A 17,597-nucleotide genomic window follows, 5' to 3' on the forward strand; every position below is an offset into this window, starting at 1 on the left:
AAGAATAATTTCAACTTAATTCCATACAGTTTTTGGACATGCTTTATAAATAGAATATAAAGCATGCCTACTAAATCTTATGCACTTTGAAAGATACAATTTCAAAATATTTTTCACCATCATAAATTCTTTCGTTTACTCAGCATGTGTTACTACATTAGATTTGATTCTTCGGGTTCTTACCGAAAAAATCTTTAGACCAAACATTGCTATGGCTGCTATTATTGAAATAAGAAACACTAGAAACCATAAGGTTTTGCAGCCATATAATTCTATATATGCTCCTGCAAAAGAAGTACTAAGTGCTGCTCCTAAAAATTTACCTAAATTGGTTATGGCATTTAACCTAGCTCTATAATTATTCGGGCTGTTATTTGCTACATAAACTCCCGAACTTATAGAACTTAAAATCTCCCCACAAGTCCATATTACTGTTGATATTATAAAAAACGAAAAACTATTAAGGTAACCTATCATTCCAAAACCTATTGCATACAATATTCCTGTAAGAGTCATATTGGTTAACTGATGATTCCTCTTTGTTATATAACCTATGAAAACTGTTAAAATTAAAACTGTAATAGCATTTGTGCTCATAATATAGCCAAAGTATTTTGCTCCTTCATTGTTAAACTGTGCATTTAATGTCATTGGAAGTGAAAATTTATGCTGAGAATAAACAAAGCTATATACTATATTTAAGCCTAAAAATATACTTAATTCTGGTCTTTTCCAAAGCATTTGAAATGTATTTCCCTTTTCTGCTGCTTCAGCTTTATTTTGAACTTTCTCTTCACTATTTACTGCATATGTCTCTTCAATATGTTTCCATACTAAAAATACTGCTGCAAAAGAAGTCAAAGCATCCCCCAAGAATAACATTGGTAAAAGATTATTAAATAGGAAGCCTGCTACTATAGGCCCTATGGCAATGCCTGCATTTATAGAAAGATAATTTAGCGAAAGGCCAACTTGTCTTTGCTTATTTGAAAGTATATCTACCATCATTGAAGAATATGCTGGACGTACAAAGCCACCAAAGAATGTACTTACAATCAGACATATTATGGTAATCACTGGATTTTGAGTGAAAGCACAAGGGATCAACAATGCTGCTGATAAACTTTGTGCATAAATATATATTTTTTTCCTTCCCTTCATGTCAGATATTTTCCCGCCTAAAATTGATGCAGGAATACCTATAACTGATGATAATGTTACTATCATTCCAGATACTGCAGTTGTCATGCCAATTTTTTGAGTAAGATATAATGCCAAAAATGGTCCTACAAATTCTCCCAAACAATTTATAAGTGTTGCAAAACATATAACATACATTTCTTTTGGCAGACTTTTATAATTTTTTATGAATTCTTTCATTTTGCTATGCCCCCTCTACCTAATATATTTTACCCATAAATTCCAACACATTCAAAACATTCCTATTGAATAATTTCTATATAAATCATTACTTTAATGTTATAATTTAGTATAAGTTTCACTATTATTAGTCAAATATATATATTTTTTTCATTTTTATTGGAGGATTTTTTTATGGAATCTACATTAGTAATACTAGGCAATGAGTTAGAATATGATTTTTTGTCTGCCTGGATTAAATATACAAGAATAAAAAATAACTTTAGTCAGGAAGCCTTAGCTCATGGTATATGCTCTATAAGCCATCTGAGTTATTTTGAAAATGGTAAAAAACATTTAAGAACAGATGTAATAAATGCCTTATTAAAGAAGCTTAACATTGATAATTTTGACAAATTTGTTGATATAGGCCGTGTTAGACAAAAACTCAATACAATGATGAATGACATTGAAAGCTACAACTTTGAAAGTGCAAAGACAATTTACAATGATCTCTTAAAAATAGAATCTCTTATAAATCACTCTCCCTACAGTATTGAATTTAAAATATATGATCTTATGTACAAAACCTTTGTAGAGATGATAGATTACAACTATGTAAAAAATGACTTGATTCTGTTAGATAAAATATATACTTCTTTAAGTGATGAGCTTAAATACTTATATCTCCTTATATCTGGTGATTTATTATACAGGGCTCATGAAAATGAGCAAGGTATTGAAAGACAAATGAGAGCATTAAATTTTAAGGATACCTCTTGGATTAATTTTTGTTTAGGCCGAGCCTTTTGTTTTAATGACAATATGGGCAGAGGAACCTACTACCTTGAGAAAGCTTTAGATAGTTATGAGAAAAGCGGGCGATATCTCAATGCAGTATGGTGTCATAATTATCTTGGTGTATGTTTTTCTTATTTAAAAATGTATGAAAGTTCAGAAAAACACTTTAATGCTGGATTAATGTCTGCAAAACATTTTGATATGGTAAAATTGTTTTGGCATCTTTATAATAACTTATCTGATCTTTATTTAATCAAAGGTGATTATAAGAGATCTATTAAATGGAGCAAATTAGCAATGGAATGTAATTATGAAAATCTAGCCTGCGTATATAACTATATTTCAGCTTGTATAAAATTAAATAAATTAGATGAATGTAAAGTGATTTTTGATAAATATCTATCTGAAGAATATAAAACTTCCAAATACTATGATTCAATATACTTTCTGTATTTAGCAGTATATCGATTTAAAGAAGACTTTTTTTATGAAGAAGTAAAAAATAAAATTTTACCCTATTTCGAAAATATAAAGAAAAAGGATATTTGTAAAGATATTAAGTTAAAATTGATTGAATATCTTGAAAGTAAAAGAAAATATAAGGAAGCTAATAAATTTTATAAAGAGCTTATGAATGAACATATACATTAACTTTAATTTTATCTTTATTTTTTCTTTATATTGGATTAAAATTATTAGTAGTAAAAATTACAATATAATTTAGATATATATGTTACAATTAACAAAGTACAATTTTAATTGAAATCCTTACAGGTTTTCTTAAAATGTAGAATTGTTATTGCAAAATATATTATCTTAAAAATATATTTTTCTTAATTTGAAGCATATTAAAAAATAACAAGTCAGCATGCTGATCTTTTTTAGGGTCTACTTTGTTAGCATGTTGATTTAATGGATATAAGTATAATAAAACCACTTAATTATCTGACTCAAAATATACCTAACATCTTTGACTTGTTATTTTCTTTTTATGTCTAAATACACTTATGAAAGAGGTTAAATTATGTCAAATGAAATCAATTCTTCTAACTTTATAAGAAATATCATTGTAGAAGATCTAGAAAGCGGAAAACATAAAGAAATAATTACTCGTTTCCCACCAGAACCTAATGGCTACTTACATATAGGTCATGCCAAATCTATACTTTTAAATTTTGGTTTAGCAGAAGAATTTAAAGGAAAAACTCATTTAAGATTTGATGATACAAATCCTGTTAAAGAAGATACAGAATATGTTGAATCAATTAAAGAGGATGTTAAATGGCTTGGTGGAAACTGGAATGAACTTTTCTATGCATCTAATTATTTTGATGAAATGTATAATAGAGCAATATTATTAATAAAGAAAGGTAAAGCTTACGTTTGTGATTTATCACCTGAAGAAGCTAAGGAATATAGAGGAACTTTAACTCAGCCAGGTAAAGAAAGCCCTTATAGAAATAGATCTGTAGAAGAAAATTTAGATTTATTTGAAAAAATGAAAAAAGGTGAATTTGCTGATGGTGAAAAAGTTCTTAGAGCAAAAATAGATATGGCTTCACCAAATATAAATATGAGAGATCCTATTATTTATAGAATATCTCATTCTGCTCATCACAACACTGGTGATAAGTGGTGCATTTATCCAATGTATGATTTTGCTCATCCATTAGAAGATGCAATTGAGCATGTAACTCATTCTATCTGTACTTTAGAATTTGAAGATCACAGACCATTATATGACTGGGTTGTACGTGAATGCGAAATGGATGCTGCTCCAAGACAAATAGAATTTGCAAGACTTAACATGACTAATACTGTTATGAGTAAGAGAAAGCTTAAACAATTAGTTGATGAAAAAATTGTTGACGGATGGGATGACCCTAGAATGCCTACTATCTCTGGACTTAGAAGAAAAGGCTGTACTCCTGAAGCATTAAGAAATTTCTGCACAGCTATTGGAGTTGCTAAAGCTAATTCTGTTGTTGATTCTCAAATGTTAGATTACTTTATAAGAGAAGATTTACAGCTTAAAGCACCACTGACTATGGGTGTATTAAATCCATTAAAGCTTGTAATTACTAATTATCCTGAAAATGAAACAGAAATGCTTGAAATAGAAAACAATGCTAAGGATGAAACACAAGGAACAAGGTTAGTTCCATTCTCTAGAGAATTATATATTGAAAAAGAAGACTTTATGGAAATTCCACCTAAGAAATACTTTAGATTATTCCCTGGTAACGAAGTTAGATTAAAGGGAGCATATTTTGTAAAGTGTACTGATATAATCAAGGATGAAAATGGTGAAGTTATAGAAGTTCACTGTACTTACGATCCAGAAACTAAGAGTGGTTCAGGTTTCACTGGCAGAAAAGTAAAAGGAACTATCCACTGGGTAGATGCAAAAACTTGTCTTCCTGCTGAATTCAGATTATATGAACCATTAATATTAGATGATATTGAAGAAAATGAAGGAAAAGATTTCTTAGACCAAATTAATCCAAATTCAATGGAAATATTACAAGGTTTCATTGAGCCAACTGCATTTAAAGATGCAAAACCTCAAGACAAGTTCCAAATGGTTAGAAACGGCTTCTTCTGTGTGGATACAAAGCATACTACAACTGATAAATTAGTATTTAACAGAATTGTACCTTTAAAATCATCATTTAAATTAAGCTAAAACTTATGTTATAAGTTAAAATAATAAATTAAGCCTCTTCTGCTTCTGCAGAGAGGCTTAATTTATTTTTCTGTGAAACTTTCCAGACACGAATTTAAATTATATATAATTTAAATTAAACTTTGTGTATATCTATGCTAGAAATCATATACTAACTTGAAATTTGGCTTTCATGCTTTTCAAAGAAATCAACACGTGGTTCTAAATATTTTATTTTATGCACTTCTTGATTCTTTATAAATTCATAAATTGGTTTAAAGATATATTCCCAATCCCAAATTTGTTCATTTATATTTAAATATTCTCTCACCTTTTCCGAGCCTTCTGGAGCAATCGGATGAATTAAAGTAATTCCAGTTCTTACAGCATGAAATGAATCTATTAATATTTGTTTACGAAGCTCATTATCATTATTTGCTTCTGCACTCTTCATGTTACCTGCCCAATATTTACTCATTTTGCGGATATAGCTGTCTAAAACATAAATAACACTGTGAAATTCGTGGTTATACATATTCTTTTCATAAGTTAAAATAGCTTCATTGGATTCTTCTATAATTTCGTCGCTAATTTCTCCTACTGGTATTTTCCCCTCAAAGTATTTTTGTGCTGTGTAAAAACAAGAGCGAACAAGTCTATTAAATACATTAGTAAGAAGATTACCATCTTTTAACACCGTATCAGGACCTTGCTTTTCTTCTTCGGACATAAATACTTGTGGTGTGAAGCTTGCACTTTTCTTTGATAAACCCAGTCCTAAGAAATGCATCCTCAATTGTTCTGCTGTATAGTACTTAAGCAGTTCCCCTGCCATAGGCGGTTTAATACTGCCACTGCTGCTTGCTTTTTTATCCATAAATAATAAATGGTTATTAGCAATTAAGTGAGGAAGATTAATATTTTCAAAGTCACCTTTATCATCACTATTTATGCCTAGTAAGGCCATAAACATTGCCATTTCTGCAACTCCATAGAAATAAATATTGTCTTCACCAATAAATTGATACACCTTTGAATCCTTTGAATTCCACCATGTTTTCCATTCCTCTTTATCTCTTCCAGTGGATTCAAGATATGTTTTAGTAAATGATATTGGTGCCCAAAGAGATTCTGGCCAAACCCAAAAGGTTAAATCTTTTAGTTCTTCCTTTTCAGGCACCTCAATTCCCCATTCAACATTCCCTGATAACCTAAATGGCACTAAGGTCTTGCCTGTTCTAAAACGAATTCCAAGCTCATCAAATATTTCTCTTGCCTTATCTCTATCACTTAAATTTTCAAATATGAAGGTGATTGATGGTTTCTTTGATTCATCAATAATTTGGTGCTTTGGCAATTTTTCTTCTAATTTTGTGATACCTTCCAGCTGTTTGCGTTTTACATATATAATTGGAAGTTTCAGAAATTCTTCCATGGTGTTTAATAAATATTTACGCCAATTGGAATTTGCTTTTAAATATTCCACTTCCTTTTTTAAAAGCTCATTATATTTATCCAATTCAAAGTACCAGTTTGTTACAGCTCTTAATTCTGGTGTCTTACCTGATAAAATGCTCTTTGGTTCAATTAATTCATTTGGCATATATTGATGACCTAAAGCACATTCATCTGCATAGGCCTTATCTGAATTACAGCCTTCTATTGGACATTTTCCTATTACTTGCCTGCCATTTAACAGCACTTTAAAATCTGGATCATAAAACTGTGGAGATGAAAGCTTAACTAAATGCCCGCCTTCATATAATTTATTAAATATTTCTTTTGATACTTCCTTGTGTATTTCACCTGCTCTATCCAAAGCTGAAGCACCATATAAATTTAAACTCATTTTGTATTCATCTAATACTTTCTTTTGCTTTTCGTGATTTTCTCGAACATAATCTTCTATAGTTCCTCCATATTTTTTATCCTCAACAATTTTTAAATAGCTGGCTGAAATAGGTGAACCATAACAATCTGTTCCTGATATAAATATAACATTTTCCCTTCCTATCCTATCTCTTAAAAATCTTGCAAAGGCATCAGCATGAACAAACACACCACCCACGTGACCAAAATGTAATTCTTTATTTCCATAAGGCATACCAGCAGTTATTACAGCTCTTTTAGGGAATACAGGTCGTTTTACTTTTCTTTCTTCCATAATAAAGTACACTCCTTTAAGTTAATCCTTCTTAATTATGCATAAGCCCTGAACTATTAAAAATCTCATATTTTTAATTTGCATTGTAAAAAATGGTATAAAAAAACACCTCCTACAAAATTATTAATCTGTAGGGGCGAATTATTCCGCGGTACCACCCTATTTCATTAGTATGTCGCCATACTAACCTTCTCGAGTACAAATTTATACTCTAGTTCTGTAACGTGAACAAACGTCATAGTATCACTTAATTCAGTTCACAGTTTCCAATTTACAGCTCCCAGTGAATGTAAAAATTCATACATATAACTTTGAACAAAGTATAAATACTTTATTCAAAACTGCATTCTACTTAAACATGTTATCTAAATTAAGATCCGTATGCGGCTCCGAGGCTTGTTTCGTTAAAATTTCCACTGTTCCATTTCAGCACAAGGAACTTCTCTGTAAGGTACATTTAAAATAATAATCAAGTAATACTAACTTATAATTTTTTGATTGTACCTAAGCTTTTATAATAACTACTCTTCTCTTCATTGCCTTTATTTTGTAAAAGTATATTAAATAAAACAGATCTTGTCAAGGGGGGAATTATTTTTCCCAATATGTTGGGATCATTAAAGCTGGCGGAAGCTTTGTATTTGAGTCTCCTTTAGCTGTATTGATTTGACCTTGTGTAAGAAATATACTTTCTTCTAGATTAGTTCCTCTAAGATCTGCATCCCTCATGTCAGCTCCAATAAAATCTGCTCCACTAAGATCATTTCCTCTTAGATCTGCTGCAATTAGAAATGCTCCTCTTAAATCTGCTCCCCTAAGATTACTCTTTCTAAGGTCTGCACCAAAACAATCTAATCTGCCTGCAATCTTTTTACGTTTTAAAGTGCTTCTTTGTCCATTAAGTGCCTTAGTTCGTACAGTTTCACTTGTCTGATGAAGTAATAAATTAACTCTATCACGATATGCTTCTATATCCAATTTCATAAGTGAATCAGGATTATGATTAGTGATATTTCCTACCTCATCTATCAAATCCTTAAGCTTATTTTGAATACTATCGTTAGATTGTATCCTAAATGCTTCAGATAAATACCATAGCATTTCATGAAGCTGTCGCATGATCAAAAACACTTCGAACATTTCTTTTGCTGCTTCTGGAGTTTGTTTCCAATTATGTCCTCTATATGTACCTTGAGCAACTTTTTGCCCTGCTCCGAAACAATCATAAGACGTGCAGCCTTTAAGCCCCTTCTTTCTAAGATTTTTGTGAATGGCGCAAGAGAAATCTGATTGTAAGTTTAAGCATGGTTTACCAGCATCTTTGTCAGCTGGAAAACCTTCAGAAGCAGAAAAATATAATGCAATGCAACAAAATCCAAAACATTTTTCACAATCAATTTTCAAACCATCATATAGTTCCTTATTAAATATAACTTCACTTTTGTGTGTCATTTTTACTCACCCCGTATTCTTAAGACACATAATACTTGTTAATATGTAACTTTATGTATGTATATAATTTCCTATTTTATATTGTACAGAAATCGTATCGAAATTGCCATAGTACTTTCAATAACAATGCATATTTAATAAGGTATTCTTAAATATTTTTTAGAGCTTACTATACTATAGCAAGCTCATTCACCAAATTTTATATTAATTCTATTTTCTCTTTAAGTTCGTCTATCCTCATTTGCTCATCTTCAGTTAAACTTGAAATATACTTTTTAAACTCCAAATACCATTCCTTGTCATATTCATTGTCCATGCTTGAATCTGATATATGCCTTGCTAAAAGAATGATTTCTAATTTAGATAAACTTTTAAAGTACGTAACAAATTCACTTTCAAATAAGCATTCAGCATTTAGCATATCTATTAAATCTCCAAGGCTTTTAATATTATTTTTTATAAGCAAAACTTTATCTTGAGTTGAAGAACTATCTCTAATTTTTTCACTTAATTTCCTAAATGCATAGTTGCTTAATTGTTTACCATCAATATATCTAATCACTTCGTCATTTTTATTTTTATCAGTTGAAATAAATACTGTTTCTAATTTGTTCAACTTAAAGCTGTCATATATTGCTGGAGTTATTTTGACTACTGCCTTTCTAATGTAACTTATTAATGCATCATTTTCTATATTTAAAATTTCACAGCAGCTATAACTATATTTTATTAAGGCTTCCTGTAATTCATTTAAAGATAATTTTCCTAACATTCTTTTTATATATTCTCTATCCATATTGCTAATATTAAGACTATTAAGGGTTTTACCGCAAGCAATTAAGCCAAGTGAATTAATTAATACTAGTTCAAAGATGTTTATAAGAAGTAATTCGCTCTTTTTATCATAACCTTTCAATAATTTATTAATTTCAACAATATCAAAGTTATAACAAAACTCATTTTCTAAATCTAGTGTCTCTAGATAATTACTTGTATATTCAATACCTTTATAATTCATATTATCCATGCAAAGCTGATAATCTACCGAACCCGAAACTTCATGAGGTTCAAAGAAATCATTATATTCTTTAAAAAATATCGAGATTCCATAATCAATAGTATCGTTATATGAATAATTATCAACATCAAGCTTATTTTTCTGAATCTTCTCCAATAGTTTTTCACTATACGCCACTTTTTCTTTTATTAAATCGTGCCCTCTTTTTAACATATCAAATAAACTCGTTTTTTTTAATTCCTCTATTATTAATTCTATATTATCGAAAGGTTTTAAATACATTCCTATAGTATAATCAATGCCCTGCATCAGTTTTTCTGCTGTCTCAACCATAACTGAACTGCTCTCATCTTTTGTATAGTATTTTAGCTGAATTTTTAAAGTTTCTAATCTCTCATAAGATATTTTCGTTAAAATCTCATCATCTAAAAGTTTTCTTTCATGACAAATTACTAAAATGCTTTTAAAAAAACATTCTGCATCAAGATTGTTTTCTATAGAAAAATTATATCTTTCGATACTCTTACTGTTCCCCATAATTTATCAGTCCTTTTCACTATCTAGGTTTGTATAATCTTTAACACCATTTCTAATATTATCTGCAATTTTATATAATACTTTACCTTCTAAAATTTCTAAAGATCCCTGACAATAATTATCAAAGTATTCTTTCATAATTTCTATTAATTCATCATCACCTATATAATCTAAGGTTTCATTCTTATAGTTATAAAAAATTTCTACCAGTTCATTTATAGTATCACTATAATTATATTGTGAAATATATGGAGAGTTGCAAAAGGCCATTATAATTTTATCTATAATTTGGCCGTCAAACTCTATTCTGCCGCTTTTCTCAAGTGCTAAATTTCTTGTATTAATTATTTCTTTTATATCGTCCTCATTAAGCCTTAACCCATATTCATGAGTTAATTCATTGCACTTGAGTATATCATTAAATACCTGCTTATCTAGTGAGCCTTCTTGAAACAAATTAATAATTTCATCCAATTTAAAAACTTCCTTTCAAAAAACTATTGACACAGAGATTAAAATATGTTATATTAATATTATATAGCCATAATTGTATATTATATCATTGGCATATTTTATTGTCAATGCGTTTTATTGAGGGTTTTCAATTTTGAACGCTCTTTTTTTGCGTTATAAATCCTATTTTTTTATAAGAAATATATATGTTGCAATTAATTTTATACATTTTACATCTAGATATCTACTTAACCTATCCCCCTTCCAAATGTAATTTTATTATTGCTACATATATATCATAAGAATTTTAAGCCTAATATTAATCATATGAAATAAAGAAACATAAAAATAAAGTAAGGCATCTAAAAGAACACCTTACTTTATTTCTTTATTTAACTTGTTATAGGGCTAAAAACTTATCGAATCTTTCTCTAGTATTTTCTTCACCTATGATTTGCATTATAGTATAAATATCAGGCGAATTAGTTCTATGAGTCAAAGCGGCTCTGACAGCTCCCGCAACATCTGAAATCATACCCTTATATTGATCTGGATTTGCTTTGAATTCTTTTCTATTTGCACAGTATCCAAGTCTAATTCCTATTTCCTTTAAGTCATCAAACCAAGCTTCTTGGCTTTCCACATTAAATTTAAATTCATTTTTATAAGTAGCTACAACTTCTTTTGCTGCTTCTAATGTAACTCCCTTTGGAAGTTCTATTTGTTCTACTGATTCCTTATAGAATAGTTCATCAAAGAAGTAGAAAATCTTATCCTTTACTTCATCCCATTTAGCAAAATCTTTTCTTGGCTTTGGACCTTCTTTATCTATATTAAAGATTTCTTTTGCCATCACTTCATTTTCTGAAACTAATTTGTACATTTCTGCATCAAATTCTTTAGCCCAAGTTATATAGTTATCATAAACATAGTCCGCTTTCATTACTGCTATGCATTCTTTAGATACATCATTTAATTTAACTAAATCAAATAATGCTCCGCTCTTGCCCATCTTTTCTAAATGGATTTCAAATTCATGATAATCTGCTTTAGGATTTTCAGCTCTCCATTCTTCAAAAGTAGAATTAACTATATTAAGTAAGTATTCTACTACTGATACTACTGGGAATCCAACTTCCTTATAATAAGAAACAGCAGCTTCTGCATCTTTTCTCTTTGAAAGCTTTCTCTTTGATCCACCATCCTGCTTCATTATTACTGGAATATGAGCATATCTTGGAGCTTCAAAACCTAAAACTTCAAATAATTGAACATGTATTGGAAGTGATGATAACCATTCTTCTCCTCTTATTACATCTGTAGTTCTCATTAAATAATCATCTATTGCATGAGCAAAGTGGTATGTTGGAAGTCCATCACCTTTTATAAGCACTACATCTTGATTATTTTCTGGGAATGATATATCACCTTTGATTAAATCATGGAATTCAACTCTCTTTTCAGGATTTCCAGGAGACTTTAATCTTATAATATATTTTTCTCCATTCTCAATTCTCTTTATCGCTTCTTCTTCTGTTATGTTTCTAAATTTAGCATATTCTCCATAGTATCCTGGAGTTATTTTATTAGCCATTTGTCTTTCTCTAAGCTGCGCTAATTCTTCTGGAGTGCAGAAATCTGGATATGCTAACCCTTTTATAAGTAAATCTTTTGCAAAAGTATTATATATATCAGCTCTTTCACTTTGTTTATATGGACCATAATTACCTTTAAAAGTGTCCTGACCTGTCATACCTTCACTAAAATCTAAACCAAAATTATGCATAGTTACTATAGTATCTTCTATTGCACCTTCAACTTCTCTCTTTTGGTCAGTATCCTCTATTCTTAAATAAAAGACACCTTCAGTTTGACTTGCTAATCTTTCATTTATTAATGCTGAAAATACTCCACCTATATGTTGAAATCCAGTTGGACTTGGCGCATATCTTGTGACTCTTGCCCCAACTTTTAGATTTCTCTTTGGATATTTTTGAATATAATATTCAGGTGTATTTTTAACATTTCCAAATATCATATCTGCTAATTTTTCAAAACTCATTATTTATCTCTCCTTATTCTTCTTCCTTACAAGGTATTATATGCCCCTTGTTATGGCGATTTATATAAATTTTAATTGACTTGCCCGACGTTCATTCCAAGTTCCAAATCCTTCTGAATACTTTTTCTCTAAAAACATAGGCAGCCTCTCTTTAAGACCATCTGACAAATTAAGGTTTGACAAATCATCCTTATCTACCCAAAATACATTACCCTCATCAGTTTTTTCTAACAATTCACCACAAAATACATCTGTTCTATAATTAAATACAAAATATTTATCACCAGTTTCATCATTAATCCAATATATAATTCCACATGGCTCTAAATTTGATATTGTTAACCCTGTTTCTTCTTTGATTTCTCTTATAGTTGACTCTATTAAACTTTCTCCATCTTCTACATGACCTCCTGGAAATGAAATTCCTTTCCAAGATTTAATTCTATCTTGGACTAAAACTTTATTATTTACTTTATCATAAACCATGCACATGTTGGTTAATTCTACTTTTGCCACTATTATAATTTCACCTCCAAAAATTTAAAATAATATTTAATTACAATTATTTATCTTAAACTTATAAATGCATTACACTTTCAATACCTGCTGTTTTCTCTCTCAACTGAAGCTGATATTTTTTTAAAATTCCAACCCATTCAAAAAAAATCGTCAAGCAGTGCTGATGATAAGACAACCTTATATATATTTTTTAATTTTTAATATAAAAAAACCTCTCATCCTAAAAACTTCTAGGACGAAAGGCATATCTTCCGCGTTACCACCTAAATTGATTAAATTAATTAATTTAATCCACTTAATTATCTTTAAGGGAATAACCCCATAAATATACTACATCATAGAAATATTCAAAATATTCCTTACGCTTTCTATTTATTGCTCTAAAGCTTCCTTCAATAGTTTTAAATTCCAGGCTTCCACCCCTCCTGGATCTCTTAAAATTAAAATACTATTTACTCTTCTTTTTCAACACACTTAATTATATATTAGATTCTATTATTTACAAAATACAAATCAATTATACATTTTGAAAATGTTAATGTAAAGAGAATTATTCTAAATTATATATTTTACTCATAAATTCTTCTCTTATAGTTAATACTTGAAAAAAACCATTTTACTTGTTATACTAATGATCATCGTGACAAATATCGGGAGGAAATTATATGTTTGAGTCTTATGATAAAGATGTTGGCACTTTAACAAACTTGGTTAATAAAAAAATGGTTTACTTCTTAAATTCACAGTTATCTTCTTTTGATATAACTGCTGAACAATGGCAAGTATTACTTAAACTTTCTAAGCAAAATAAAATAAATCAAAAAATTCTAGCACAATTAGTAAATAAAGATCAACCAACCTTAACAAGAATGCTTGATATTTTAGAAAGGAAATCACTTGTTGAAAGGCATTCTAGTAAAGATGATAGGCGTTCATTTTCTATTCATATAACAGATAAAGGATTTGCATTAACGGAAAAACTCACCCCTTATATAGAAGAAATATTTGCAAAAATTTTGACCAATATCTCTGAAAAAGAACTAAATGTTTATACAGATGTGCTTCTTAAAATAAACAATAATATTACCAATTTGCAAAAATAGAATCACTAAAAAGTTTATAATTATTTTATACATATAAAAAGCGGTTAACCAAAGTGTTAGCCACTTTTTTTGCCTACAAATAAATTTAGCTTACATATGTCAACATAAAATATTTGACAACAATACTTCGTAGATATATTATTAGTATAGCAACTATTATTGTATTAATTATTGTCATATTATATTTTTTTAAAATATCACGGAGGTTGTAAATGAAACAAATATTAGAAAAAAATAATCAAAGTAAACAATTAAAAATCATACCAATTACTATTGCATTAATATCTGCTGGATTTTTTTGCATGCTAAATGAAACAGTATTAAATATGGCTTTAAAAACTTTAATGGAACAATTTAGCATATCCGCAAATACAGTTCAGTGGCTAAGCACAGGTTATATGCTTATTATGGGTATTTCAATCCCCCTTTCTGCCTTTCTTACTAAAAGGTTCACAACAAGACAATTATTCCTAACTTCTATAGCTATATTTCTACTTGGGACAATCATATCAGGTATTTCCCCTATTTTCTCAATCTTATTAATAGGGAGATTAATTCAAGCTATAGGAACTGGTATATTAATACCTAATATAATAAATACTTTATTAATAATTTATCCTATAAGAAGTCGTGGTAAAATACTAGGTATATTTAATCTTGTAATGTTTTGTGCACCAGCTATTGGTCCTACTCTTTCTGGATTAGTTCTGCAACTCCTTAATTGGAGATGGTTATTTTTAGTCATCATTCCTTTCTCTTTTATTTCATTTATTACCGGATATATATATATGCAAAATGTAACAGAGTTAGAAAATCAATCTCTTGATATAATTTCTGTTTTATTATCAACTATTGGTTTTGGAGGATTCATATACGGTGTTAATAATATTGGAGGATCTTCTACTGCAATGACTATTCCTATAATTGTCGGATGTGTTGCATTAGGCGCCTTTGTATTACGTCAATTACATATGGACAATCCTATGTTAGATATGCGTCTATTTAAATACCCTATGTTCACAATTGGAACTGTACTTATTATAATCATGCACATGGTTAATTTTGCAACTATGCTTATTTTGCCAATGTTTCTTGAAGGAGCTTTAGGATTATCCGCTTTTGTTGCTGGACTTGTAATGTTACCTGGTGGATTTATTAATGGTATTGTATCACCAGTTTCTGGCCATTTATATGATAGGTTTGGACCTAAAGTATTAATTCTTCCAGGTTTTATGATTTCAGCAATTGTATTTTTTGTTTTTTCCTTTACTATATCAGCCACAATAACTGTTCCACTAATTATTGCTTTACATTGTCTTTCATTATTAGCTGTTGGATTAATTAATACACCGACTCAAACAAATAGTTTAAATCAGTTGTCACTTGAATCTGCTCCTCATGGTACAGCTATAATGAATACACTACAGCAAATTGCTGGTGCCTTTGGAACATCTTTTTTTGTTGCTATTATGTCTGCAAGTCAAAAGGATTATTTAAGTTCTGTAAGCAATATTAATAATCCTAATATTCAAACTTTGTCCTTAGTATATGGTGTACATCATGTATTTATTATTCAGGTATGCATTCTTATTTTTGCTGTTATATTATCTTTGTTCTTAAAACATAAGCCTAATAGAACTGAAGAATGTCCTATTGAAAATTCAACAGTTATAGAAGAATAAAAAATATATTTATTACAATTCAATAATTTGAAAAAATCTAAAGTAACTAAGTATTATTTTCTCACTTAGCTGCTTTAGATTTTTTTCTTAGAATTTTTATTGTTTTAAACTTTCCTTATATAAAAAAATCCTCGACAATACCCAAAGTATTATCAAGGATTTAAATACTAGAAATATGTTATTGTACCTTTTTAGTATTTATGACTTCTTAAATTAAATTTATCTAATCAATCACTTCATTAAGCTGATTAGGCATATTAAATAACTTAATTATTATTTAATAACTTTCTTTCCACCCATGTATGGTTGAAGAGCAGTTGGAATATTAATAGTTCCATCTTCATTTAAGTTATTTTCTAAGAATGCTATAAGCATTCTTGGTGGAGCTACCACTGTATTGTTTAATGTATGTGCGAAATATTTTCCATCTGGACCATCTACACGAATCTTTAAACGACGAGCTTGTGCATCACCTAAGTTAGAGCAACTTCCAACTTCAAAGTATTTCTTTTGTCTAGGAGACCAAGCTTCTACGTCTACTGATTTTACCTTTAAGTCTGCTAAATCACCTGAGCAACATTCTAAAGTTCTTACTGGTATATCTAAAGAACGGAATAAATCAACGGTATTCTTCCATAACTTTTCATACCACATCTTACTTTCTTCCGGCTTACATACAACAATCATTTCTTGTTTTTCAAATTGGTGAATTCTATATACTCCTCTTTCTTCTATACCATGAGCTCCTTTTTCTTTTCTAAAGCATGGTGAGTAGCTTGTTAATGTATGAGGAAGTGATGTTTCTGGTAATATTGTATCTATGAACTTACCAATCATAGAGTGTTCACTAGTTCCTATTAAATATAGATCTTCACCTTCAATTTTGTACATCATAGCATCCATTTCTGCAAAACTCATAACACCAGTTACAACTTGGCTACGAATCATGAAAGGTGGAATACAATATGTAAAGCCACGATCTATCATAAAGTCTCTTGCATAAGAGATAACAGCAGAATGAAGTCTTGCAATATCTCCCATTAAGTAATAGAAACCATTACCTGCAACCTTTCTTGCACTGTCTAAATCAATGCCATTGAATTTTTCCATAATTTCTGTATGATATGGGATTTCAAAATCTGGTACAACTGGGTCTCCAAAACGTTCTAATTCTACATTTTGACTATCATCCTTACCTATAGGAACACTTGGATCTATTATGTTAGGAATAACCATCATGATGTTCTTAACTTTTTCTTCTAATTCTTTTTCCTTTATGTCTAATTCAGCCATTCTATCTGAATCAGCACTTACTTTTTTCTTTACTTCTTCAGCTTCTTCTTTTTTACCTTGAGCCATTAAACCACCAATTTGTTTAGATAACTTATTTCTATCAGCCCTTAAAGCTTCTACTTCCTGCTTTACTTTTCTAAGTTCAGCATCTAAATCAATTACTTCATCTACTAAACCTAATTTATTATCTTGAAACTTATTTTTTATGTTTTGTTTAACTATTTCTGGATTCTCTCTTAAAAATTTAATATCTAACATATTTTTCCTCCTGATTAAATAATTATTAATTATAATATAAAAAAACCGTCCCAATATATAAATTGGGACGGAATAATCCGCGTTGCCACCCAAATTGCTGATTCATAATAAAATCAACCACTCGAAATAGTAATATAAAGGTTACTAATCTTTCAGCTTGAACACATGAATTAAATAATCATGTACTTTACCGCTGACAGCTCCAAAAGTGGAAAGATTCAGCCTTTCACC

General features: G+C 29.5%; 12 protein-coding genes and 2 other annotated features (1 of these 14 cut by a window edge). Of the genes, 4 read left to right on the forward strand and 8 right to left on the reverse strand.

What is annotated here, in order from left to right:
- Window positions 1-135: 135 nt before the first annotated feature.
- Entirely contained in the window at window positions 136-1,380 is a 1,245-nt protein-coding gene (locus CLOBL_RS00990) for an MFS transporter (protein ID WP_077857287.1), read from the reverse strand.
- A 174-nt stretch (window positions 1,381-1,554) separates the two neighbouring features.
- Here CLOBL_RS00990 and CLOBL_RS00995 point away from each other — a divergent pair, with 174 nt between their 5' ends.
- The gene (locus tag CLOBL_RS00995; RefSeq protein WP_077857288.1) at window positions 1,555-2,811 is read left to right on the forward strand and encodes a helix-turn-helix transcriptional regulator; all 1,257 of its coding nucleotides are present in this window, start codon (window positions 1,555-1,557) and stop codon (window positions 2,809-2,811) included.
- 373 nt (window positions 2,812-3,184) lie between these two features.
- Complete coding sequence (locus CLOBL_RS01000; RefSeq protein WP_077857289.1) at window positions 3,185-4,846, forward strand: glutamine--tRNA ligase/YqeY domain fusion protein; 1,662 nt, start codon at window positions 3,185-3,187, stop codon at window positions 4,844-4,846.
- Window positions 4,847-4,997: 151 nt separating this feature from the next.
- Here the strand turns inward: CLOBL_RS01000 and CLOBL_RS01005 are convergent, their stop codons facing one another.
- From CLOBL_RS01005 to CLOBL_RS01030, 6 genes are all read right to left on the reverse strand, one after another.
- Window positions 4,998-6,989, reverse strand: a complete 1,992-nt coding sequence (locus tag CLOBL_RS01005; RefSeq protein WP_077857290.1) for a class I tRNA ligase family protein — start codon at window positions 6,987-6,989, stop codon at window positions 4,998-5,000.
- 591 nt (window positions 6,990-7,580) lie between these two features.
- The gene (locus CLOBL_RS01010) at window positions 7,581-8,441 is read right to left on the reverse strand and encodes a pentapeptide repeat-containing protein (protein WP_077857291.1); all 861 of its coding nucleotides are present in this window, start codon (window positions 8,439-8,441) and stop codon (window positions 7,581-7,583) included.
- Between the two features lie 199 nt (window positions 8,442-8,640).
- Window positions 8,641-9,996, reverse strand: coding sequence for a DUF6179 domain-containing protein (locus CLOBL_RS01015; protein ID WP_077857292.1), 1,356 nt, complete (start codon window positions 9,994-9,996; stop codon window positions 8,641-8,643).
- Window positions 9,997-10,002: 6 nt separating this feature from the next.
- On the reverse strand, window positions 10,003-10,470 hold the full coding sequence (locus tag CLOBL_RS01020; RefSeq protein ID WP_077857293.1) for a DUF6323 family protein: 468 nt from the start codon (window positions 10,468-10,470) through the stop codon (window positions 10,003-10,005).
- Window positions 10,471-10,849: 379 nt separating this feature from the next.
- Window positions 10,850-12,511, reverse strand: coding sequence for a glutamate--tRNA ligase (gene gltX / locus CLOBL_RS01025; RefSeq protein ID WP_077857294.1), 1,662 nt, complete (start codon window positions 12,509-12,511; stop codon window positions 10,850-10,852).
- 60 nt (window positions 12,512-12,571) lie between these two features.
- Window positions 12,572-13,027 carry an 8-oxo-dGTP diphosphatase gene (locus CLOBL_RS01030; protein WP_077857295.1) on the reverse strand — a complete coding sequence of 152 codons (456 nt, stop codon included), beginning with the start codon at window positions 13,025-13,027 and terminating at the stop codon, window positions 12,572-12,574.
- A 231-nt stretch (window positions 13,028-13,258) separates the two neighbouring features.
- Window positions 13,259-13,508: a binding site (T-box leader), on the reverse strand.
- A 187-nt stretch (window positions 13,509-13,695) separates the two neighbouring features.
- Here CLOBL_RS01030 and CLOBL_RS01035 point away from each other — a divergent pair.
- On the forward strand, window positions 13,696-14,133 hold the full coding sequence (locus CLOBL_RS01035) for a MarR family transcriptional regulator (RefSeq protein ID WP_077857296.1): 438 nt from the start codon (window positions 13,696-13,698) through the stop codon (window positions 14,131-14,133).
- A gap of 212 nt (window positions 14,134-14,345) precedes the next feature.
- Complete coding sequence (locus CLOBL_RS01040) at window positions 14,346-15,815, forward strand: MDR family MFS transporter (RefSeq protein ID WP_077857297.1); 1,470 nt, start codon at window positions 14,346-14,348, stop codon at window positions 15,813-15,815.
- Between the two features lie 273 nt (window positions 15,816-16,088).
- On the opposite strand, the gene serS is transcribed toward CLOBL_RS01040, so the two are convergent.
- Window positions 16,089-17,366, reverse strand: a complete 1,278-nt coding sequence (gene serS, locus CLOBL_RS01045) for a serine--tRNA ligase (protein WP_009171763.1) — start codon at window positions 17,364-17,366, stop codon at window positions 16,089-16,091.
- A 60-nt stretch (window positions 17,367-17,426) separates the two neighbouring features.
- Window positions 17,427-17,597, reverse strand: a binding site (T-box leader) (it continues 68 nt past the right edge of the window).

Source organism: Clostridium sp. BL-8 (assembly GCF_002006495.1).
Lineage (GTDB): Bacteria > Bacillota > Clostridia > Clostridiales > Clostridiaceae > Clostridium.

What these genes read in the sequence shown, in the direction of transcription:
- CLOBL_RS00990 (WP_077857287.1), bottom strand. Translation starts at nt 1,380, where the DNA reads ATGAAAGAATTCATAAAAAATTATAAAAGTCTGCCAAAAGAAATGTAT.
- CLOBL_RS00995 (WP_077857288.1), top strand. Translation starts at nt 1,555, where the DNA reads ATGGAATCTACATTAGTAATACTAGGCAATGAGTTAGAATATGATTTT.
- CLOBL_RS01000 (WP_077857289.1), top strand. Translation starts at nt 3,185, where the DNA reads ATGTCAAATGAAATCAATTCTTCTAACTTTATAAGAAATATCATTGTA.
- CLOBL_RS01005 (WP_077857290.1), bottom strand. Translation starts at nt 6,989, where the DNA reads ATGGAAGAAAGAAAAGTAAAACGACCTGTATTCCCTAAAAGAGCTGTA.
- CLOBL_RS01010 (WP_077857291.1), bottom strand. Translation starts at nt 8,441, where the DNA reads ATGACACACAAAAGTGAAGTTATATTTAATAAGGAACTATATGATGGT.
- CLOBL_RS01015 (WP_077857292.1), bottom strand. Translation starts at nt 9,996, where the DNA reads ATGGGGAACAGTAAGAGTATCGAAAGATATAATTTTTCTATAGAAAAC.
- gltX (WP_077857294.1), bottom strand. Translation starts at nt 12,511, where the DNA reads ATGAGTTTTGAAAAATTAGCAGATATGATATTTGGAAATGTTAAAAAT.
- CLOBL_RS01035 (WP_077857296.1), top strand. Translation starts at nt 13,696, where the DNA reads ATGTTTGAGTCTTATGATAAAGATGTTGGCACTTTAACAAACTTGGTT.
- CLOBL_RS01040 (WP_077857297.1), top strand. Translation starts at nt 14,346, where the DNA reads ATGAAACAAATATTAGAAAAAAATAATCAAAGTAAACAATTAAAAATC.
- serS (WP_009171763.1), bottom strand. Translation starts at nt 17,366, where the DNA reads ATGTTAGATATTAAATTTTTAAGAGAGAATCCAGAAATAGTTAAACAA.